Origin of the sequence: Mycobacterium sp. IS-1496, from assembly GCF_001499995.1 — a bacterium.
GTDB lineage: Bacteria > Actinomycetota > Actinomycetes > Mycobacteriales > Mycobacteriaceae > Mycobacterium.
Genome location: NZ_LQIU01000011.1, coordinates 29,534 through 50,642, shown reverse-complemented (window position 1 = coordinate 50,642; position 21,109 = coordinate 29,534). Strand labels below are relative to the sequence as shown.

General features: G+C 70.3%; 16 protein-coding genes and 1 pseudogene. 9 read left to right on the top strand and 8 right to left on the bottom strand.

What is annotated here, in order from left to right:
- Nucleotides 1-8: 8 nt before the first annotated feature.
- From AU195_RS07230 to AU195_RS07220, 3 genes are all read right to left on the bottom strand, one after another.
- Nucleotides 9-1,250 carry a bifunctional glycosyltransferase family 2/GtrA family protein gene (locus tag AU195_RS07230; RefSeq protein ID WP_286149153.1) on the bottom strand — a complete coding sequence of 414 codons (1,242 nt, stop codon included), beginning with the start codon at nt 1,248-1,250 and terminating at the stop codon, nt 9-11.
- Nucleotides 1,251-1,361: 111 nt separating this feature from the next.
- A complete protein-coding gene (locus AU195_RS07225) occupies nt 1,362-2,990 on the bottom strand; it encodes a sensor histidine kinase (protein ID WP_059158386.1) in 1,629 nt (542 codons plus the stop codon).
- The gene (locus AU195_RS07220) at nt 2,965-3,669 is read right to left on the bottom strand and encodes a response regulator transcription factor (RefSeq protein WP_059158437.1); all 705 of its coding nucleotides are present in this window, start codon (nt 3,667-3,669) and stop codon (nt 2,965-2,967) included. Before AU195_RS07220 ends, AU195_RS07225 begins: the two co-directional genes overlap by 26 nt.
- Before the next feature lie 224 nt (nt 3,670-3,893).
- Here AU195_RS07220 and AU195_RS07215 point away from each other — a divergent pair, with 224 nt between their 5' ends.
- From AU195_RS07215 to AU195_RS07190, 6 genes are all read left to right on the top strand, one after another.
- Complete coding sequence (locus tag AU195_RS07215; protein ID WP_059158385.1) at nt 3,894-4,115, top strand: hypothetical protein; 222 nt, start codon at nt 3,894-3,896, stop codon at nt 4,113-4,115.
- 63 nt (nt 4,116-4,178) lie between these two features.
- A complete protein-coding gene (locus AU195_RS07210) occupies nt 4,179-5,156 on the top strand; it encodes an ABC transporter permease (protein ID WP_059158384.1) in 978 nt (325 codons plus the stop codon).
- A complete protein-coding gene (locus AU195_RS07205) occupies nt 5,153-6,073 on the top strand; it encodes an ABC transporter permease (RefSeq protein WP_059158383.1) in 921 nt (306 codons plus the stop codon). Before AU195_RS07210 ends, AU195_RS07205 begins: the two co-directional genes overlap by 4 nt.
- A complete protein-coding gene (locus tag AU195_RS07200; protein WP_059158382.1) occupies nt 6,070-7,905 on the top strand; it encodes a dipeptide ABC transporter ATP-binding protein in 1,836 nt (611 codons plus the stop codon). Before AU195_RS07205 ends, AU195_RS07200 begins: the two co-directional genes overlap by 4 nt.
- A gap of 11 nt (nt 7,906-7,916) precedes the next feature.
- Nucleotides 7,917-9,584: an ABC transporter family substrate-binding protein gene (locus tag AU195_RS07195; RefSeq protein ID WP_059158381.1), complete on the top strand. Its 1,668-nt coding sequence runs from the start codon at nt 7,917-7,919 to the stop codon at nt 9,582-9,584.
- A gap of 170 nt (nt 9,585-9,754) precedes the next feature.
- Nucleotides 9,755-10,966, top strand: coding sequence for an acyl-CoA dehydrogenase family protein (locus AU195_RS07190; protein WP_059158436.1), 1,212 nt, complete (start codon nt 9,755-9,757; stop codon nt 10,964-10,966).
- 49 nt (nt 10,967-11,015) lie between these two features.
- Here AU195_RS07190 and AU195_RS26445 read toward each other — a convergent pair.
- The 3 genes and pseudogenes from AU195_RS26445 to AU195_RS07175 all read right to left on the bottom strand — a co-directional run.
- Nucleotides 11,016-11,111: pseudogene (locus AU195_RS26445) on the bottom strand (hypothetical protein); the annotation flags it as partial.
- A 688-nt stretch (nt 11,112-11,799) separates the two neighbouring features.
- Nucleotides 11,800-14,433: an AAA family ATPase gene (locus tag AU195_RS07180; protein ID WP_059158379.1), complete on the bottom strand. Its 2,634-nt coding sequence runs from the start codon at nt 14,431-14,433 to the stop codon at nt 11,800-11,802.
- Nucleotides 14,430-15,581 carry a metallophosphoesterase family protein gene (locus AU195_RS07175; protein WP_059158378.1) on the bottom strand — a complete coding sequence of 384 codons (1,152 nt, stop codon included), beginning with the start codon at nt 15,579-15,581 and terminating at the stop codon, nt 14,430-14,432. Before AU195_RS07175 ends, AU195_RS07180 begins: the two co-directional genes overlap by 4 nt.
- Before the next feature lie 113 nt (nt 15,582-15,694).
- Between AU195_RS07175 and AU195_RS07170 the strand changes: the two genes are divergently transcribed.
- Nucleotides 15,695-16,213: a SixA phosphatase family protein gene (locus AU195_RS07170; RefSeq protein WP_059158435.1), complete on the top strand. Its 519-nt coding sequence runs from the start codon at nt 15,695-15,697 to the stop codon at nt 16,211-16,213.
- A gap of 10 nt (nt 16,214-16,223) precedes the next feature.
- Here AU195_RS07170 and AU195_RS07165 read toward each other — a convergent pair whose 3' ends face one another.
- Nucleotides 16,224-16,775, bottom strand: a complete 552-nt coding sequence (locus AU195_RS07165) for a DUF3558 domain-containing protein (RefSeq protein WP_059158377.1) — start codon at nt 16,773-16,775, stop codon at nt 16,224-16,226.
- Nucleotides 16,772-17,359 carry a DUF3558 domain-containing protein gene (locus tag AU195_RS07160; protein ID WP_059158376.1) on the bottom strand — a complete coding sequence of 196 codons (588 nt, stop codon included), beginning with the start codon at nt 17,357-17,359 and terminating at the stop codon, nt 16,772-16,774. The genes AU195_RS07165 and AU195_RS07160 overlap by 4 nt, the downstream gene beginning before the upstream one ends.
- A gap of 77 nt (nt 17,360-17,436) precedes the next feature.
- Between AU195_RS07160 and AU195_RS07155 the strand changes: the two genes are divergently transcribed.
- Nucleotides 17,437-19,179 (top strand): ABC transporter ATP-binding protein, encoded by a 1,743-nt coding sequence (locus AU195_RS07155; protein ID WP_157531056.1) that lies wholly within the window; start codon nt 17,437-17,439, stop codon nt 19,177-19,179.
- 8 nt (nt 19,180-19,187) lie between these two features.
- Nucleotides 19,188-21,071, top strand: a complete 1,884-nt coding sequence (locus AU195_RS07150; RefSeq protein ID WP_059158434.1) for an ABC transporter ATP-binding protein — start codon at nt 19,188-19,190, stop codon at nt 21,069-21,071.
- The last annotated feature ends 38 nt before the right edge of the window (nt 21,072-21,109 follow it).

Here is a 21,109-nt window from a genome sequence, read left to right as displayed (position 1 = left end):
GGGTGAGTTCAGCGGGTCCGGCGGGGGTGGAACACCCAGCCCCGCAACAAAACGAAACGCATGACGGTCGCGGCGAGGTTGGCGGCCACCAGGACGCCGAGTTCGACGAACCGGTGCGGTTCTGAGGTGACGGAGTGCAGCACGGCCAGCGACCCGCTGGTGATGCCCAGCGCGATCGCGAAGACGATGAGGCCTTCGAGGTGGTGGCGGGCAACCCGGCGGCGTCCCGCGACGCCGAAGGTGAAGCGCCGGTTGGCCGCCGTGTTGCCGACCGCGGTCACCGCCAGCGCGATCAGGTTGGCGGCCTGGGCGCCCAGCCACCCGCGGGTGAGCACGTACAGCAGGAGATAGGCCAGTGTGGAGACCACGCCCACCGCCGCGAACCGGACGCCCTGGCGCAGCAGCGATCCGGGGGCGGCCGCCAGCCGCGACGGCGCCAACTGCGCAGCGAGCAACTGCACCGGGATCGATCCGTCGGCGAAACCGCGCAGCAGCCGGCCGATGCCCTTGAGGTCCGCGGTTGCGGTGGACACGATGTCGACCCGGCTGTCGGGGTCGTCCACCCAGTCGACCGGTACCTCGTGGATGCGCAGACCACTGCGCTCGGCGAGCACCAGCAGTTCGGTGTCGAAGAACCAGCCGGTGTCGGACACGTACGGCAGGAGCCGGCGGGCGACGTCGGCGCGGATCGCCTTGAACCCGCACTGGGCGTCGGAGAACCGCGCTGACAGTGTCGATTTCAGGATGAGGTTGTAGCACCGCGAGATGAACTCCCGCTTGGCGCCGCGCACCACGCGGGCGCCGCGGCTGAGCCGGGTGCCGATGGCGAGGTCGGAGTGCCCGGAGATCAGCGAGGCGACCAGCGGTGCGAGGGCGGCCAGATCGGTGGACAGGTCGACGTCCATGTAGGCCAGCACCGGCGCGTCGGACTCAGACCAGACCGCGTGCAGGGCGCGGCCGCGGCCCTGCTCCTCCAGCCGCACGAACCGCACGTCGGGCAGTTCGACCGCGAGTTGCGCGGCGATCTGCGGTGTGGCGTCGACGCTGGCGTTGTCTGCGATCGTGATCCGCGCAGAGAACGGGAAGTGGTCGCGAAGGTACCGGTGCAGGCGGCGCACCGACTCCGCCAGCGCGGCCTGTTCGTTGTAGACCGGTACGACGACGTCGAGCACCGGTGCCCCCGAGGCGCGGGCCGTCTCCACGACGTCGGGGCGGCGGTCAGCGTCGATGTCCACGGCAGTTCCTGTCATGGGAACCATGGTCGTAGCGCTGCGTGTGCCCGTGATGGGATGAAACTGTGTGCCGGCTATGAGTCATGCGGGCGCCTCGGCGAGCAGACGCGAAATCGCGCTCTGCCAAGGTCATTCGTGCGATTCTGTGTCTGCTCGGCGGTCGGGGTGAGGGTCAGGCCGGTGAGGGCCCGCGCCCGGCAGCGCCACGACGAACGCGGTGCGGCCGGGCCCGCTGTCCACGCCGATGGACCCGCCGTGGGCCTTGACCACCGCGGCGACGATGGCCAGCCCCAACCCGGTGCCCCCGTCGCGGCGTGACCGCGACGAGTCGCCGCGGGCGAAGCGCTCGAAGACCTCGGGCTGCAGTGCGGGCGGGATCCCGGGGCCGTCGTCGGTCACCCTCAGCACGGCGCCGCCGTCGGGACCCTCGGCCAGCGACGTGACGACCGTGGTGCCGGGCGGTGTGTGGGCGCCGGCGTTGGCCAGGAGGTTGGCCAGCACCTGGTGCAACCGGGCCTCGTCGCCGTCGACGACCACCGGTTCGGGCGGCAGGTCCAGCGACCACATGTGGTCGGGTCCGGCGGCGTGCGCATCGCTGACCGCGTCGACGACCAACCGGGACAGGTCGACCGGCTCGCGCTCGAGGGGCCGGCCGTCATCGAGCCGTGCCAGCAGCAGCATGTCCTCGACCAGTCGCGTCATCCGTGCCGTCTCGGAATCCACGCGGTTCATCGCGTGCGCGACGTCGCCGGGCAACGTGCTGGAATGTCGTTGCGCCAGTTCGGTGTAACCGCGGATGGCGGCCAGCGGGGTGCGCAGCTCGTGGCTGGCGTCGGCGACGAACTGACGCACCCGCGTCTCGCTGGCGTGCCGCGCCGACAGTGCCCCGGCGATCCGGTCGAGCATCCGGTTCAGCGACGTCCCGAGCTGGCCGACCTCGGTGTGCGCACTCGCCGGGTCGACGTCGACGATCGGGGTGGGCAGCCGCACCTCGCCGCGGTCGAGTTCCAGATCGGCGACCTCACGCGCGGCCGCCGACACCCGTGACAACGGCGCCAACTGCCTGCGGATGATCCAGACCCCGGCCGCGGTGGCGCCGATCAGCGCGATCGCCGCCACCACGCAGAAGATGACCAACACGGTGAGCAGGGTGTCGTCGACGTCGGAGGTCGGCAGTCCGGTGACGATCACCTCGGCGGGTCCCCGGGCGGGCAGGGCGATCACCCGGTACCGGCCGAGGCCGTCGAGCGTGACGCTGCGCGGGGTCTCGTCGGCGGGCACCCCGGCGAGCTGGGTGGCGGCGGCGTCGCTGATCTCGACGCGGTCACCGTCGGCGGTGATGACGCCGGCGTCGACCGGTGCGCCGTGGTCGACGACGGCGCCGACCGTGCGGGCGGCCTGGCCCGGCGCGTTGAGGAACGCAGGGCCCGGTCCGGTGTCGTCGCGGATGATCCGCCGGTGCGGGAATCCCGGCGGCGGCGGAAACCGCGGCACCGGCATCATCATCGGCGGGCCGGGCGGTGGGGGGCCGAAGGCGAACAGGCCGGCCGAGCGGCGGGCGGTCTCGGCGAGCTGGGTGTCGAGCTGGTTGACCAGGAACCGCTGCAGCGCGAGTTCGGTGCCGAGCCCGACCGCGGCGCACACCAGCGCAAGCAGCGCGATCTGTGTGGCCAGCAGTCGGCCCCGCAGGGACCAGGTGCGCAGCGAACGCAGCCGTGTGCGGCCGACCGGCTCAGCGGCCGGCGGGTTTGAGGACATAGCCCGCGCCGCGCAGCGTGTGGATCATCGGCTCGCGGCCGCTGTCGATCTTCTTGCGCAGATACGACACGTACAGCTCGACGATGTTGGAGCGGCCGCCGAAGTCGTAGCTCCACACGCGGTCGAGGATCTGCGCCTTGGAGAGCACCCGCTTGGAGTTGCGCATCATGAACCGCAGCAGTTCGAACTCCGTCGCGGTGAGCGTGATCGGGTCGCCCGCGCGGGTCACGTCGTGGCTGTCCTCGTCGAGTACCAGGTCGCCGACGACGATCTTCGCGCCGCCGGTCTCGCTCACCCCGGTGCGGCGCAGCAGGGCCCGCAGCCGCAGCACCACCTCTTCGAGTGAGAACGGTTTGGTGACGTAGTCGTCGCCGCCGGCGGTCAGCCCGGCGATGCGGTCCTCGACGGAGTCCTTGGCGGTCAGCAGCAGCAGCGGCAACCCGGGGATCTGCTCGCGCAGCCTGGCCAGCACGTCGAGCCCGCTCATGTCGGGGAGCATGACGTCGAGTACCACCACGTCGGGCGCGTTCTCGCGGGCCAGCGCGATCGCCGTCGCGCCGTCGCCCGCAGTCGCGATGTCCCACCCCTCGTAGCGCAGCGCCATGGAGACGAGTTCGGCGAGCACCGGTTCGTCGTCGACCACGAGCACCCGCACCGGGTTGCCGTCGGCGCGGCGCATGACCGACCGCTCGGTGTCGGTCTGGTTCGGGCTCATTCCCCCATTATTCGCACCGCGATGGGCCGGTCCTGTGCGTTGTCTATGCGCCTGCTGTGAAGCCCGGGCGTCGAATGTGTATCAGCGGCGGGATCCGGGGCGAGATCTCGCCATGGCCACACAGTCGGCGCCGTGGTTTCACATTCGGCGCACAGCCGCCACCCACACCGGCCCCGCACAGTGGTCCCATGAGTGAAGTGTGGGGTTCGCCCGGCGACGGGCGCTGGAGTCTGCGCGAGACAGCGGCGGCCATCGCCGCGGCCGCCGTCATCGCCGCGCTGGGCGGCGGCGCCGTCTACGCGGCCACCGATCACGGCGCCGGCGGCCCCGGACCCCCCTCCCACCAGCCGTTCGGTCCGCCGCCGGGCGGGTTCGGCGGACCGGGCGCGCCGCCACCGCCGCAGCCCTGAACCTGCGGGCGGCGGGTTTTCTTCTACCCTCTAGCCCATGCAGCCCTGCACCGGCAGTCGCCGATGACGCGGTTCCTGGCCCGCCGGCTGCTCAACTACGTCGTGCTGCTGGCGCTCGCGTCGTTCCTGACGTTCACGCTGACGTCGCTGACCTTCGAACCGCTCGACAGTCTGCTGCAGCGCAATCCGCGGCCCCCGCAGTCGACGATCGACGCGAAGGCCGCCGAACTCAACCTCGACAAGCCCATCCCGGTGCGGTACGCCCAGTGGCTGGGCGACGCGGTGCGCGGCGACTTCGGCACGACGGTCGCCGGCCAGCCGGTCTCCGACGAACTGGGCCGCCGGATCGGGGTGAGCCTTCGGTTGCTGGTCATCGGATCGGTGCTGGGCACCGTCATCGGCGTCGTGGTCGGTGCGTGGGGCGCCATCCGGCAGTACCGGCTCTCCGACCGGGTGATCACGGTGCTGTCGCTGCTGGTGCTGTCCGCCCCGACGTTCGTCATCGCGAACCTGCTGATCCTCGGGGCGCTCAACGCCAACTCCTGGCTCGACGTGCAGGTGTTCGAGTACACCGGCGAGACGTCGCCCGATGCCGTCGGCGGACCGGTCGACCAGTTCGTCGACCGGTTGCAGCACCTGATCCTGCCGACGGTCACGCTCGCGTTGGCCGCGATCGCCGGGTTCAGCCGCTACCAGCGCAACGCGATGCTCGACGTGCTCGGCCAGGACTTCATCCGGACCGCGCGCGCCAAGGGCCTGACCCGGCGTCAGGCGCTGTTCAAACACGGTCTGCGGACCGCGCTGATCCCGATGGCGACGCTGTTCGCCTACGGGGTGAGCGGGCTGGTGACCGGTGCGGTGTTCGTCGAGAAGATCTTCGGCTGGCACGGGATGGGTGAATGGGTGGTGCAGGGCATCGCGACCCAGGACACCAACATCATCGCCGCGATCACGGTGTTCTCCGGGGCCATGATCCTGTTGGCCGGGTTGCTGTCCGATGTCATCTACGCGGCGCTGGACCCGAGGGTGAGGGTGCGATGACGGATTCGACGAGCACCACCGCCCGCTCGGGGCTGGACACCTCGCGGTTCGCCTCGCGCCGCACCCTCGTGCTGCGGCGGTTCCTGCGCAACAAGGCGGCCGTCGGCGCGCTGGCGTTGCTGGTGTTGATGTTCGCCGGCTGCTACCTGGTTCCCCCGCTGCTGCCCTACAGCTACACCGACCTGGACTACTACGCACTGCAGCAACCGCCCACCACCGAACACTGGTTCGGCACCAACGCACTCGGCCAGGATCTGCTCGCCCAGACGCTGCGCGGCATGCAGAAGTCGATGCTCATCGGCGTCGCGGTGGCGTTCATCTCGACGATCATCGCGGCCACCGTCGGCTCCATCGCGGGTTACTTCGGCGGGTGGCGCGACCGCACGCTGATGTGGCTGGTCGACCTGCTGCTGGTGGTGCCCAGCTTCATCCTGATCGCGATCGTGACACCGCGGACCAAGGAGTCCGGCACCATCCTGTGGCTGATCCTGCTGCTGGCGGCGTTCAGCTGGATGATCAGTTCCCGCATCGTGCGGGGCCTGACGATGAGCCTGCGCGACCGCGAGTTCGTCGTCGCGGCGCGCTACATGGGGGTGCCGCACTGGCGGATCATCGTGCGCCACATCGTGCCCAATGTCGCGTCGATCCTCATCATCGACACCGCGCTCAACGTCGGGCTGGCGGTACTCGCCGAAACCGGGCTCAGCTTCCTGGGGTTCGGGGTGCAGCGGCCCGACGTCTCGCTCGGCACGCTGATCGCCGACGGCACCGGTTCGGTCACCACCTTCCCGTGGGTGTTCCTGTTCCCGGCCGGCGTGCTGGTGCTGATCGTGTTGTGCGCCAACCTCGTCGGCGACGGGCTGCGCGACGCGCTCGATCCGGCTGCCCGTCCGGCCCGGAAGGGCGGCAAGAGATGAGCCTGCTCGAGGTCTCCGGACTGACGGTGACGTTCGCGACCGACACCGAACGGGTGGCCGCGGTGCGCGGCCTGGACTACCACGTCGACGCCGGTGAGGTGGTGGCGCTGGTCGGCGAGTCCGGGGCGGGCAAGTCGGCCGGGGCGATGGCCGTCGCCGGGCTGCTGCCCGAACACGCGGAGGTGGCCGGTTCGGTGCGGTTGGACGGCACCGAACTGCTCGGCCTCTCCGACGCCGAGATGTCGCGGATCCGCGGCCGCCGCATCGGCACCGTGTTCCAGGACCCGATGTCGGCGCTGACGCCGGTGTACACCGTCGGCGACCAGATCGCCGAGGCGCTGCGCGTGCACAACCGCGACCTCGACCGGCGCGCGGCCCGCACCCGCGCCGTCGAACTGCTCGAACTGGTGGGCATCGCCCAGCCCGAACGGCGCGCCCGGGCCTTCCCGCACGAACTGTCCGGCGGCGAACGCCAGCGGGTGGTCATCGCGATCGCGATCGCCAACGACCCCGACCTGCTCATCTGCGACGAGCCGACCACCGCGCTGGACGTGACCGTGCAGGCGCAGATCCTCGAGGTGCTGCGGACCGCCCGCGACGTCACCGGGGCCGGCGTGCTGATCATCACCCACGACCTCGGCGTCGTCGCCGAGTTCGCCGACCGCGCGCTGGTCATGTACGCCGGCCGGGCCGTCGAGATCGCCACGGTGTCGGAGCTGTACAGCGCGCGGCGGATGCCTTACACCGTCGGACTGCTCGGGTCGGTGCCCCGGCTCGACGCGCGGCAGGGCGCCCGGCTGGTGCCCATCCCCGGTGCGCCGGCGGCGCTGGCGGCGTTGCCGCCGGGCTGCCCGTTCGCACCCCGCTGCCCACTGGCGATCGACGACTGCCGGGCCGCCGAACCCGAGCTGATCGAGGTGGCGCCGGGGCACCGGGCGGCGTGCATCCGCACCGAACACGTCGCGGGCCGCAGCGCCGCCGAGGTGTACGGCGTGTCCACCGCGCCTCCCGCGTCGCCGCCGTCGTCCGACGATCCGGTGGTGCTGCGCGTGAACGATCTGGTGAAGACCTACGCGCTGACCAAGGGCACCGTCTTCCGGCGCCGGATCGGCGAGGTGCGCGCCGTCGACGGCATCACCTTCGACCTGCAGCAGGGACGCACGCTGGCGATCGTCGGCGAATCCGGATCGGGCAAGTCGACGACGCTGCACCAGATCCTCGAACTGGCCCCGCCGCAGAGCGGTTCGATCGAGGTGCTCGGCGAGGACGTCGCCGCGCTCGACACCCGGCGGCGACGGGCGTTGCGCGGTGACCTGCAGGTGGTCTTCCAGGATCCGGTGGCCTCGCTCGACCCGCGCCTACCGGTATTCGACGTGCTCGCGGAACCGTTGCAGGCCAACAAGTTCGACAAGAGCCGCATCGACGAGCGGGTGGCGGAGCTGCTCGGGATCGTCGGGTTGCGGCGTGAGGACGCCAGCCGCTACCCCGCCGAGTTCTCGGGCGGGCAGAAGCAGCGCATCGGCATCGCGCGGGCGCTGGCCACCCAGCCGAAGATCCTCGCCCTCGACGAACCCGTCTCGGCGCTGGACGTGTCGATCCAGGCCGGAATCATCAACCTGCTGCTGGATCTGCAGGAGCGGTTCGGGCTGTCGTATCTGTTCGTCTCGCACGACCTGTCGGTGGTGCGGCACCTCGCCCACCGGGTGGCCGTCATGCACAAGGGCGCCATCGTGGAACAGGGCGACGGGGAGCAGGTCTTCACCGCCCCTGCGCACGAGTACACGCGGCGTCTGTTGGCGGCGGTCCCCCAGCCGACGGTCCCGCAACGTTAGAGTCCGTGTGCATGACGTTGCGACGCCTGATCTCAGCCGCCCTCGTTGCCACCCTCACCCTGGCCGCGTGTTCGAGCGGCAACGAGGACACGCCGCCGGCCGGCGGTAGCGCGGAGGTGGGCGCCACCAACGACGTCAACCCGCAGGACGTGGGCACCCTGCGGCAGGGCGGCAACCTGCGGCTGGCGCTGACCGCGTTCCCGGCGAACTTCAACAGCCTGCACATCGACGGCAACGTCGCCGACGCGGCAGGGATGCTCAAGGCCACCATGCCGCGCGCGTTCCGGATCGCCGCGGACGGTTCGGCGACGCTGTACACCGACTACTTCACCGGCGCCGAGATCACCGGCACCGACCCCCAGGTCGTCACGTGGACGATCAACCCGAAGGCGGTGTGGAGCGACGGCACGCCCATCACCTGGGAGGACATCGCCGCGCAGGTGAACGCCACCAGCGGTAAGCAGGAAGGGTTCGCCTTCGCCAGCCCCAACGGCTCCGACCGCGTCGCCTCGGTGACCCGCGGGGCCGACGACCGGCAGGCCGTGATGACCTTCGCCAAGCCCTACGCGGAATGGCGCGGCATGCTCTCGGGCAACACCATGCTGCTGCCCAGGAGCATGACCGCGACGCCCGAGGCCTTCAACCGCGGCCAGCTCAACGCGCCGGGCCCGTCGGCGGGGCCGTTCATCGTGTCGAACCTCGACCGCACGGCCCAGCGGATCACGCTGACCCGCAACCCGAAATGGTGGGGTACGCCGCCGGTGCTCGACAGCATCACCTACTCGGTGCTCGACGACGCCGCCCGGATCCCGGCGCTGCAGAACAACGCGCTGGACGCGACGGGACTGGCCACCCTCGACGAGCTGACGATCGCGCGGCGCACCAACGGCGTGGCGATCCGGCGGGCGCCGGGCAACAGCTGGTACCACTTCACGTTCAACGGCGCGCCGGGCTCGATCCTGGCCGACAAGGCGCTGCGCCGGGCGATCGCGAAAGGCATTGACCGCCAGACCATTGCGGCGGTCACCCAGCGCGGCCTCGCGGACGACCCGGTTCCCCTCAACAACCACATCTTCGTCGCAGGCCAGCAGGGCTACCAGGACAACAGCGCGGTGGTGGCCTTCGACCCCGAGAAGGCCAAACAGGAGCTCGACGCGCTCGGGTGGCGGCTCAACGGGCAGTTCCGGGAGAAGGACGGCCGCCAGTTGGTGATCCGCGACGTGCTGTTCGACGCGTTGAGCACGCGCCAGTTCGGCCAGATCGCGCAGAACAACCTCGCTCAGATCGGGGTCAAACTCGACCTCGACGCGAAGGGCGCGGCCGGCTTCTTCACCGACTACATCAACACCGGTGACTTCGACATGGCGCAGTTCTCGTGGGTGGGCGACGCATTCCCGCTCTCGGGGCTGACGCAGATCTACGCGTCCAACGGGGAGAGCAACTTCGGCAAGATCGGCAGCCCCGAGATCGACGCGAAGATCGAGGAGGCGCTGGAGGAACTGGACCCGGCGAAGGCTCAGCAGAAAGCCAACGAGGTCGACAAACTGCTGTGGGACGAGGTTTTCAGCCTGCCGTTGACGCAGTCGCCGGGCAACGTGGCGGTGCGGGCCAACCTCGCCAACTTCGGCGCGTTCGGCCTCGCGGACGCCGACTACACGAAGATCGGCTTCGTGAAGTAGCCGGTGTGCGGGGCCCACTTCGCGGGCGACTTGCGTAACGCGGTGGCGATTCCAGCCGCTGATCTCCGCCGTGACGTCACGCAAACGGACTCTTCGCACTGACACCGGACTTCGGGTCCGGCTGATCCAAACGGTGCTCCCCGCGAGGGGTCCTCGGTAGAACCGTGGACATGACGACTGTGGAGAACACCCGAGCCCTGCCCGGGTCACCGGAATTCGCCGTCCTGCTGGCCCAGATCGCGGCGGGCGCACGCGACCGCGACCGGGCCGACGAGAACCCGTTCGACCAGGTGGGCGCGCTCAAGCGGGCCGGGTTCGGCACGCTGCGACTGCCCGAACATCTGGGCGGTGCGGGACTGACTGTGCCGCAACTGTTCTCGACGATCATCGATGTCGCCGCCGCCGATCCGATCGTCGCGCACATCTTCCGCACCCACTTCTGGTTCGTCGAGGAGCGGCTGCGCACCGTCGGCGACCCGGCGTCGCGGCGCTGGCTGGACAAAGTGCTCGACGGCAAGATCTTCGGCAATGCGTTCAGCGAGAAGGGCGGGCTGGCCGTCGGCAGCCTGGTGTTCAACACCCGCCTGCTGCCCGACGGGCAGGGCGGCTACCGGCTCACCGGCGAGAAGTACTACAGCACCGGCACGTTGTTCTCCGACTATCTGACGGTGACCGCGACCACCGACCACGATTCCGTGGCGACGGTGGTGGTACCCACTGATCGCGAAGGGGTCGGAATCGTCGATGACTGGGACGGTTTCGGCCAGCGACGGACGGGTACCGGCACCACCACGTTCACCGACGTCGCGGTGGCGGCCGACGAGGTGCTCACCGATTCGCCGTACGACGCCCAGGCCGAGCCGACTGTGCAGTACGCCTCGCTGCAGCTGTTCATCCATGCGGTGGTGGCCGGGATCCTGGCGAACGTGGTGGAGGACGGTGTCGCGCTGCTGGAGTCGCGTGAGCGCAACTTCAGCCATGCGGTGGCCGAGCGACCGACCGACGATCCGTTGCTGCAACGTCAGCTCGGCGAACTGGCCAGCACCGCCTACGTCGCCCGGGCGGCCGTGTTGGACGCCGCCGCGATCATCGGTGCGGCCACCGATTCGGCGGTCGACGGAGTGCCGGACGCGACGCTGGCGCAGGAGGCGCAGCTGGCGGTCGCGAAGGTGAAGGTGCATCTGGACCGCGTGGCGCCGGACGCGGCCACCCGCCTGCTGGAGCTCGGCGGGGCCAGCGCAGCGAGCCGTCAGCGCAACCTCGACCGGCACTGGCGCAACATCCGCACGATCACGCTGCACAACCCGGTGGCCTACAAGGCGCGGGTGATCGGCGAGAACCTGTTGCACGGCACGCCGGTTCCGGCGAACGCCTACTTCTGAGCGGTTCCGGGGCCTGAGGTCAGCCCGGGCTACCGGGGCGCTTGGTTGCCTTGTTCGCGGGCGCCTTCTTGGCCGGGGCCTTCTTGGCGGGCGCCTTCTTCGCGACGGCGGACTTGGCCGGTTCGACTGCCTTCTTGGCCGGTTCGACTGCCTTCTTGGCCGGTTCGGTGGTCTTCTTCGCCGGCGCACTCTTGGCAGGGGCCTTCTGGCCAGGCGCCTTCTGGGCAGGCGTCTTCTTCGCCGGGGCGCCGGCGGACGGCGTCTTGGCGGGAGTCACCTTGGCCGGTGGCGTCTTCGCCGCCTCGGTCTTCGCCGGAGTCGCCTTCACCGCAGCCTTCTTGGCGGGCGCCTTGGCCGGCGTCGCCTTGGCGGGCGTCGCCTTGGCGGGCGTCGCTTTGGACGGCGCCATGTTGGCCGCTTCGGTCTTCGCCGGGGGGGCCTTCACCGCCGCCTTCTTGGCGGGGGCCTTCTTGGCAGGGGCCTTCGTCACCGGAGTCTTCGTCGCAGGCCCGGAACTCGCCGGCCCGGAACTCGTCGTGGCCTTCTCCCCGGACGGCAGCGCGGCGGGGCCGTCGTCGTCGGACGACGATCCGATGCCGACGCGCCCAGCCGCCCCCTGGACGGTGTCACGCGCCCGCTGCGCCAGCTCGCCCAGCGCCACTCCTACTGTCGCGAGCAGATCGGTGACGCGCTGTTGCAGCGGCGCGCCCTTGTCTTCTGACGTGTCTTCTGATGACACCATGGCCTCCCGTTTCACGTATGGCTCGTAGGCCCCATACCCGTTTTCGCGGATACCTCACGTGCCACACGCCACGGTAATGCGAAAACGGCGGTCAGACGGTCAACTCGATGTGGTGCGCATCGGGCACTGAGGCGTACCGCTGCGGGCTGCAGGTCAGCACGATCACCTGACCGTCACCGCCGATGACGTCGAAAACGGTACCCATCTTGGTCAACCGGTCGGGGTCGGTGAAGCCCAGCGCATCGTCGATGACGACGGGCACCGAGTCCTCCTTGGCCACAAGGGCGGCGCCGGCGAGCCGGGCCACGATGCCCAACTGTTCTTTCGCACCGCCGGACAGTGACTCGTAGGGCACGGTGCGACCGGCGAGCGTGCGGTTGTGGATTCGCAGATCGCTGTCGATCTCGACTTCGAAGCTGTCGCCGAACACCAGCCGCCCGAGCCGTTCGACCTCGCGGCGGTACGGTTCGACGTAGCGTTCCCGCGTCGCCGCACGGTGCCTGCTCATCACCGAGCGCAGCAGTTCCACCGCCCGCGCCCGGCGGTGCACCCGCAGATAGTCGGACTCGGCGTGTTCGCGTTCGGCGTTCGCGCTGTCCAATTGTCCTTGTCTGCCCTCGGTGCCGTACACCTTCAGCGCGGCGGTCACTTCGCGCAACGCCTCGGTGGTGTCCTCGTGGCGCGCCTGCAGCGCCCGGTCGCGGCGGGTCACCTCGTCGAGAGTGGCCTCGACCGCCGCCGGGGCGCTCTGCGCCAATTCGTCACGCAGCCGGGCGGCACGGGCGACGGCGTGCTCGGCCGCCTCACGGTCGGCTTCAGCCGCCACCGACAGACTCTCGTCGGCCACGGTGGCGCGCGCCGCCGCCAGGCGCTCGGTGGCGGTGTTGAGCTCCGCCTGTGCGGCGGCGAGCTTCTCGCGCGCGACACCGAGCCGAGTGACCTTCTCCCCCAACTTGGCCGACGCCGCGACCGCCACCTTGCGGTGCGTCTCGCAGTCGCCGATGGCCCGCTGGTGCGCGGCGACGGCGGCGGCGAGGGCCGAGCGCGCCGCGGCGGCGTCGGCCGGCCCGTCGAGATCGAACAGCCCCTCGGGCTCCGACTGCCCGTCCCGCAGTTCGGCCAGCCGGGCCCGCAGTGCCGCTTCGGTGTCGTCGCCGGTGAGCGCATCGAGCGTCGCGCGCAACGTCGCCCGCGTCTGCGTCAGCTCACGGCGCCGGTCGTGCAGGCCCCGCGCGGTCGCGATGTCGGCGGCGCCGGCCGCCTGCAGCGCGGCCGCCAGTTCCGCCTCGGCCGTCTCGAGCCGCGCCTGGGTCTGCACGGCCGGGGCGCCGGACACCACGCGCGCCGTCAGCAGCCCGGGCACGGTGATCTCCGTCGGCGACGTCGCGTTGACCGACCAGCCGTCGCCGGCGGACACCCGCACCACCTCGTCACCCACCCGCACCTCGACGTCGGCGATCGCATCGAGTTCGATTCGCGCAGAGGCGAGTTCGGCCTGCCCGGCGGCCCGTTCCACGGCCACCGCGGCCGCCTCGACGAGTCGCATCGAAGTGTCGGTGACCGCGATCCCGGCCAGCTCGGCGTCGACGACCGCCAACTCGCGCACTGCCGCGTCGATCTTCGCCAGCCGGGCCGCCAACCGGTCGGCCTCGTCCCGGTCGGAAAGACGTTGTGCCACAACGCGCGCCGTATCGACGAGGGCGTGGTGTTCGTCGACCGCGGCCCGCGCCTGCTCGGCGGCCTGCTGCGCGGCCTCGTCGACCTCGCGGGCGGTGGCCTCCTCGCCGACGGCGGCGGCCACCGCGGCGTCGAGTTCGGTGAGCGCCGCGCGACGTTCGTCGATGTCGGCTCGCACGCGGCGGCGTTCGGTGACCGCGGCGAGCGAGGCGGCGCGGGTGGCCTGGGCCGCCTTCGCGACGACGTCGGCCTCGTCGGCCTGCCTGCGCAGCGCCGCCACCGCCTGCGCGGCGTCGCGCGCGGCCACCAGTTCGTGCGCGAGCGCCGCCCGCTGCCCGGTCGATTCGGCGAGTTGGTCGGTCAGCGCCGCGTGCCGGCGCACCGCCTCGTCGACCTCACCGACCGCTTCCGCGCACCGTGCCACCTCGGCTTCGGCCGCCTGCAGCCGTTTGATCGCGGCGGCCCACTCCCCCGTCGGCCGGCCGGTGGCCGTGAAGTAGCGGGCGTACTCCTCGTCGATGCGGTCGACGAGCAGCGGCTCGGCCCCCGAGGTGGTGGCCGCCTCGCCGGCGGCCCCGTCGAGCGCGCGGGCGAGCGCATCGGACCCGGAGAAGTCCGCCGCGGCGGTGGAGGCGGACTGCCAGACCCGTTGTGCCTGCCACAGGTCCATGTCGACGGTCTGTTCGAGCAGGGCCAGCGCCCGCTCGTGTGCCTCGTCACCGGTGAGCTGCTCACGCTGCGGGGCGAGGATGGTCAGCTCGGTCTCCGCGCGCTTGTGGAAGCGTTTGCGGTACACGAAACGATAAGGCCCGGTGCTGATCTCGGCACTGATCTCGGCCCCCACGTCGGCGTGGGTGGGTTTGACCAGCTTGACTTCCTTCTTCGTCGAGCGGTCCTTGGCGGCGAACAGCAGATCGAGCGCCTCGATCATCGACGATTTGCCGATCTCGTTGGCGCCGCTGATGACCACGACACCATGGTCGGGGAACTCAATCTCGCGGCGGCTGACGCCGCGGTAGTTGGTCAACACCAGGCGGTGCAGTTTCATGCGACATCGCTCCGTTCGACCAGGCGCAGCAGCAGAGCCAGCGCGGCACGGGCATCCTCGGCGCGCTCCCCGTCGGCGCGGGCGGCCTCCACCAACTCGTCGACGGCCGCAGCCGCGAACCCTCCGATGCCCAGATCGTCGAATTCACCGTCGGCGGGCAGGACCGCGATGTCGGTGCCGCGCTCCCACTCCGTGAGCGCCGCGAACAACCGGGAGTACTTGAGCAGGCACTCATCCAGCGCGGCCTTGTCGGTGACGGTGAGCGACCCCGTCAGCCCGAGGCGGACGACGGTGCGCTCCTTGTCCGGCATGAGGTCGAGGTTGAGGTCGAGATCGGCCACGTCGCGGCTGCTGTCGACCGAACGGGTCAGCGTGACGAACCGCCAGCGGCCCAACCGCTCGGGGCGCACCCGCACGGGCCGCCGATCAGCGTCCTCGTCGATCTCGACCACCAGGGCGTGGCCCGAGCCGGATTCGATGTCGTCGTAGTTGGTGACCTCGGGGGAACCCGAGTACCAGACCCGGCCGGTGGCGCCGACCTCGGTGCGAGAGTGCTTGTCGCCCAACGCCACATAGTGCACGGCGCCGCGCGCCAGCGCGGCCTCGACGGCGGCCAGCCGGATCAGCGCCGCCTTGTCCTTGCCCGGGTCGATGAGGTCCACGGCACCGTGCCCCACCACGATGCGCGTCACGCCGTCGGCGGGGAGGTCCGCGAGCACGTCACCGACGAGATCGCTCGTCGGCGCCTTCGACCGCCACGGCGCCGCGACGAGTTCGAGCCCCGGCCGCACGGCGTGGACACCGGCGCGGTCGAGCACCGTGACGTGGTCCGGGCATTCGGCGGTGAACAGGGCGCTGGTGTACACCGAGGAGGCGTCCAACGGGTCGTGGTTGCCGGGCAGCAGATACACCGGGACACCGATGGTCCGCATGGCTTCGAGCGACTGGCCGACCTCGCGCGGGGAGAGTTGGTTGTGCTCGAACACGTCACCGGCGACCACCACGAACTCCGCGCCCACCTCGGCCGCCAACGCGCCGACCGCGACGACGGCCTCGCGCCGCGCGGCCGAATAACGGGGCTGCGCCTCACCGTTGAGGAAGTGGCGGGTCATCCCGAGCTGCCAGTCGGCGGTATGCACAAATCGCATGTGGCCCCGTCCCTTTCCCCTCGTCGTCGTGGTGCATGGCGAGTGTAGGACCGGGCACCGACAAGTCAGCGGACCTCGACCGGCATGTGGCCGCACGACCTAACGTGGAGGGGGTGAGCACGAACATCCGCACCCTGGTGCTGCTCCGGCACGCCAAGTCCGACTACCCCGACGGCGTCGACGACCACGAACGGCCGTTGGCCGCGCGGGGGATCCGCGAAGCCGCTCTGGCCGGCGACTGGCTGCGCGCCCACCTGACGCCGTTGGACGCGGTGCTCTGCTCGACGGCCACCAGGACGCGACAGACCCTGGAGCGCACGGGTATCGACGCACCGGTCCACTACGCCGACCGGCTCTACGACGCCACGCCGGGCACGGTGATCGACGAGATCAACAAGGTCGCGCAGCGGTTCGACCACCAGGTCGACACGCTCCTGGTGATCGGGCACGAACCGGCCATGTCGCACGTCGCACTGGGACTGGCCGGGGTCGAGGACAGCGACCGCAGGGCCGCCGCGGGCATCGCGGCGAAGTTCCCGACCTCGGCGATCGCCGTGTTGCGCACCGCGCAGCCGTGGGATCGCGTGGCGCTCGGCGGCGCCGCGCTGCTCACCTTCCACGTGCCTCGCTGACGCGGCGATCTCAGGAATTGGTGGCGAGCGTCAGTTCCATCAGCTTGATCGCCATCCCGCACGCGTCGATCCCGGGCGCCTGCGGGTTGACCCACCAGCCGACCACGCCGCCCGCATCGCTGGCCACCCCGCACGCACCGTTCGGATCGCCGGGCCGCATCACGATCGACGGCACCCCGGCCACCGACCGGTTCTCGATCTGGTACTCGAGCTTCTGGGCCGTCTGCTGCTCGTTGTCGAGGCTGCCCTCCTCGAACCAGAAGCGGGTGATGTCGACCAGGCCGGCGGGATTGGCGGCCTGCCAGCGGCAGACGGCGCCCACAAAGGTGCTCTGGATGTCCAGCGGGTCGGCGCCGACCGTCTCGGCCAGGATGTCCTCGGTCAGCACATCGCACTCTTTGAGCAGGTTCGGGTACTGCCGTTCAGAGTCGTTGTTGCTGGGCCCGCCGCCGGAACCCGCACGCGCCGCAGTGCCCTCGACCGTACGGGTGCAGCCCAGCAGCATCGTCAGGGCGGCCAGGAGCGCGGCCACGACGGCCAGAGTCCGTGCGGAGCGGCTCATCGGGAATTCACAATCGATTGACGGGTGAGCTCTTTGGCGACCTCACACGGATCCGGGAACGGTTTCTGGGCGAAGCTGACCGACCACTCGATGAAGTCGTTGTCGAACTGAATGCCGATCTCACACAGGTTGGTGCCCAGCGTCAGGTCGTCGCCCGTGGCGATGAACCCGTCGTGGCCCTCGATGTTGATGTCCTCGACGCTGGTGCGCGACAACTCCTCGGTCTTGCGCTCGCGACCGATCGGGCTGCCGCGGAAATGGGTGAACGAGAAGTGCGGCCCGACGATGCTGCCGCCGGCCAGCCACTGGCAGCCCACGGACGTGGTCGCGGTGTTCACCAGGCCCGGCACCTCGGTGAGCTGGCTGATGGTCTGATCGCTGATCCCGCCGCACTGGGGGAAGAACGGGCCGTGCTTGATGTCCTGCTGGGCCTGCGTGGCCTGCGGCGACTCACCCGGTGCCGCGGGCTCCGAGTCCGAGGAACAGGCGGCCAGCAGCGGGATCACGGCCGCCGCCAGCGCGGCCAGCGCTTTCGCGTGGCGGGTCCGTCCCGTCGTGCGCGTGCTGGGGTTCACGCCATGCACTGTAGCGGCAGCACTGATCGTGAACCACCGACATGCCGGTTGACCTGCAAGTTCGTTCGATGTGCGACAGTAGCGAGATGCTCTGGGGTCTGCTGCGGCGCAACGTGCGGCCGTACCGCGGACTGCTCTCGGTGGTCGCCGGGCTCCAGATCGTCAGCACACTCGCCTCGCTGTACCTGCCGACCGTGAACGCCGCGATCATCGACGACGGTGTCGCCCGCGGCGATACCGCGACCATCGTCGAACTCGGCATGGTGATGCTCGCGGTCACCGCGCTACAGGTGGTGTGCGCGGTCGGCGCGGTGTACTTCGGCTCGCGTGCCGGGATGGGGTTCGGCCGGGACCTGCGCTCGGCGATCTTCGACCGGGTGACGCGGTTCTCGGCGGAGGACACCGCGCGGTTCGGCGCCCCGTCGCTGCTCACCCGCACCACCAACGACGTCGGCCAGATCCAGCTGCTCGTGCAGTTGACGTGCACGATGCTCATCACCGCCCCGATCATGTCGGTCGGCGGCATCGTCATGGCGATCCACCAGGACGCCGGGCTGTCGTGGCTGCTGCTGGTCAGCATCCCGGTGCTGGCGTTGGCCAACTACTGGATCGTCTCGCATCTGCTGCCGATCTTCCGCCGCATGCAGCAGCTCATCGACAACATCAACCGGGTGATGCGCGACCAGCTCACCGGGCTGCGGGTGATCCGGGCGTTCGCCCGGGAGCCGCTCGAACGCGACCGCTTCGCCGAGGCCAACCAGACGCTGTCGGACACCGCCCTCGACGCCGGCCGCTGGCAGGCGCTGATGCTGCCGGTCACCACCCTGGTCATCAACATCTCGAGCGTCGCGCTGATCTGGTTCGGCGGCCTGCGCATCGACGCCGGCCAGATGCAGGTCGGCTCGCTGATCGCGTTCCTGTCCTATTTCATGCAGATCCTGATGGCCGTGCTGATGGCCACCTTCATGCTGATCATCATCCCGCGGGCGGCGGTGTGCGCCGACCGGATCGGTGAGGTGCTGGCCACCCGGCCGGGCATCGACACCCCGCCCGACGCCGTCCGGCCCGACACCGTGCGCGGGGAGATCCGCCTGGACGGGGCCACCTTCTGCTATCCCGGCGCGGACCGGCCGGTCGTCGAGGACGTCTCGCTGACCGCACGACCCGGGACCACGACGGCCATCGTCGGGTCCACCGGATCCGGGAAGTCCACCCTGATCTCGCTGATCTGCCGGCTGTACGACGTGACCGGCGGCAGCATCCGCGTCGACGGGATCGACGTGCGCGACTACGACATCGAACGGCTGTGGTCGCTGATCGGGCTGGTGCCCCAGCGCGGCTACCTGTTCACCGGAACCGTCGCCGACAACCTCCGGTACGGCGATCCCGACGCCACCGAGGAACAGATGTGGACCGCGCTGCGGGTGGCCGCCGCCGACGACTTCGTGCGCGCGCACGCCGACGGACTGCAGATGCGCGTCGCCCAGGGCGGCATGAACTTCTCCGGCGGACAGCGGCAGCGGCTGGCGATCGCCCGCGCCGTCATCCGCCGACCGTCGGTGTACCTGTTCGACGACGCGTTCTCCGCACTCGACGTGCACACCGACGCCCGCGTGCGCGCCGCGCTGCGCGAGGTGTCGGCCGAGGCCACCGTCGTCGTCGTCTCGCAACGGCTCTCGACCGTCACGCAGGCCGATCAGGTGATCGTCGTCGACGACGGGCGCGTGGTCGGCGTCGGCACGCACGAATCGCTGCTGGTCGACTGCCCGACCTACGCGGAGTTCGCCGAGTCGCAGTCGGTCGGCGCCGATGTCGGCGGTCGCCCGTGACCGGACCGATGGGCCGTCCGATGCGCGGCCTGCCGCAGGCGCCTGCCGAACGCACCCGCGACTTCAAGGGCTCCGCCCTGCGCCTGGTCCGGCGGCTCACCCCGCAGCGCACGCTCACCGCGACGGTGATCGCGCTGGGGGTCGCCGGCATCGCCCTCGGGGTCATCGGACCGCGGATCCTCGGACACGCGACGGACCTGTTGTTCAACGGGGTGATCGGCCGGGGGCTGCCCGCCGGGCTGACCAAGGAGCAGGCCATCGAGGCGGCCCGGGCCCGGGGCGACTCGACCTTCGCCGACCTGCTGTCCGGGATGGCCGTGGTACCCGGGCAGGGAGTGGACTTCGGCGCCGTCGCCCGCACGCTGGCGCTGGCGCTGGGTCTGTATCTCGTTGCCGCACTCCTGGTCTGGATCCAGGCCCGGATCCTCAACGTGGTCGTGCAGCGCACGATGGTCAGATTGCGCGCCGACGTCGAGGACAAGGTGCACCGGCTGCCGTTGTCCTACTTCGACACCCGCCAGCGCGGCGAGGTGCTCAGCCGCGTCACCAACGACGTCGACAACATCCAGACCTCGCTGACGATCACGATCAGCCAGCTGCTGACCTCCCTGCTGACCATCGTCGCGGTGCTGGTGATGATGCTGACGATCTCACCGCTGCTGGCCCTGCTCACCGTGCTGACCGTGCCGCTGTCACTGCTGGCGATCCGCTGGATCACCCGGCGCAGCCAGCGGCTGTTCGTCGCGCAGTGGCGCAACACCGGCCGGCTCAACGCCCACATCGAGGAGACCTACAGCGGCTTCACGATCGTCAAGACGTTCGGGCACCGCGCCGCCGCGCAGGAGAGGTTCCGCGAACTCAACGACGAGGTGTACCAGTCGAGCTTCGGGGCCCAGTTCTTCTCGGGACTGGTCTCACCGGCGACGGGGTTCATCGGCAACCTCAGCTACGTGGCGGTCGCCGTCGTCGGGGGGCTGCAGGTGGCAGGAGGACAGATCACGCTCGGCAACATCCAGGCGTTCATCCAGTACGTGCGTCAGTTCAACCAGCCGCTGACCCAGGTCGCCGGCATGTACAACACGCTGCAGTCCGGGATCGCCAGCGCCGAGCGCGTCTTCGAACTCCTCGACGCCGACGAGCAGTCCGCCGATCCGGCGACACCGCTGCCCACCACCAGGGGGCGGGTCGAATTCGACCACGTGCACTTCGGCTACCGGCCGGGCGCACCGGTGATCGAGGATCTGTCGCTGGTGGCCGAACCGGGAAGCACCGTGGCCATCGTCGGGCCGACCGGTGCGGGGAAGACCACGCTGGTGAACCTGCTGATGCGGTTCTACGACGTCGACTCCGGCCGGATCCTGCTCGACGGCGTCGACATCTCCACCGTCAGCCGCCACTCCCTGCGTTCGCGGATCGGCATGGTGCTGCAGGACACCTGGCTGTTCGCCGGCACGATCTACGACAACATCGCCTACGGCAGGCCCGACGCGACCGAGGACGAGGTGATCGAGGCCGCGAAAGCCGCGCACGTGGACCGCTTCGTGCACACCCTTCCCGACGGCTACGCCACCCGGGTCAGCGACGACGGCGGCTCGATCAGTGCGGGCGAGAAGCAGTTGATCACGATCGCCCGGGCGGTGCTCGCCCAGCCGCAACTGCTGGTGCTCGACGAGGCGACGAGTTCGGTGGACACCCGGACCGAACTGCTCATCCAGCAGGCGATGGCCGAACTGCGCCGCGACCGGACGAGTTTCATAATCGCCCACCGGCTGTCGACCATCCGCGACGCCGACCTGATCCTGGTCATGGAGGCCGGCCGGATCGTCGAGCGCGGAACGCACGACGACCTCGTCGCCCGGCGCGGCGAATACTGGTCCATGACACAGGTTTAAGCACTCCGCTGGTCACGATTCCGCGTCCCGCCGCCCGC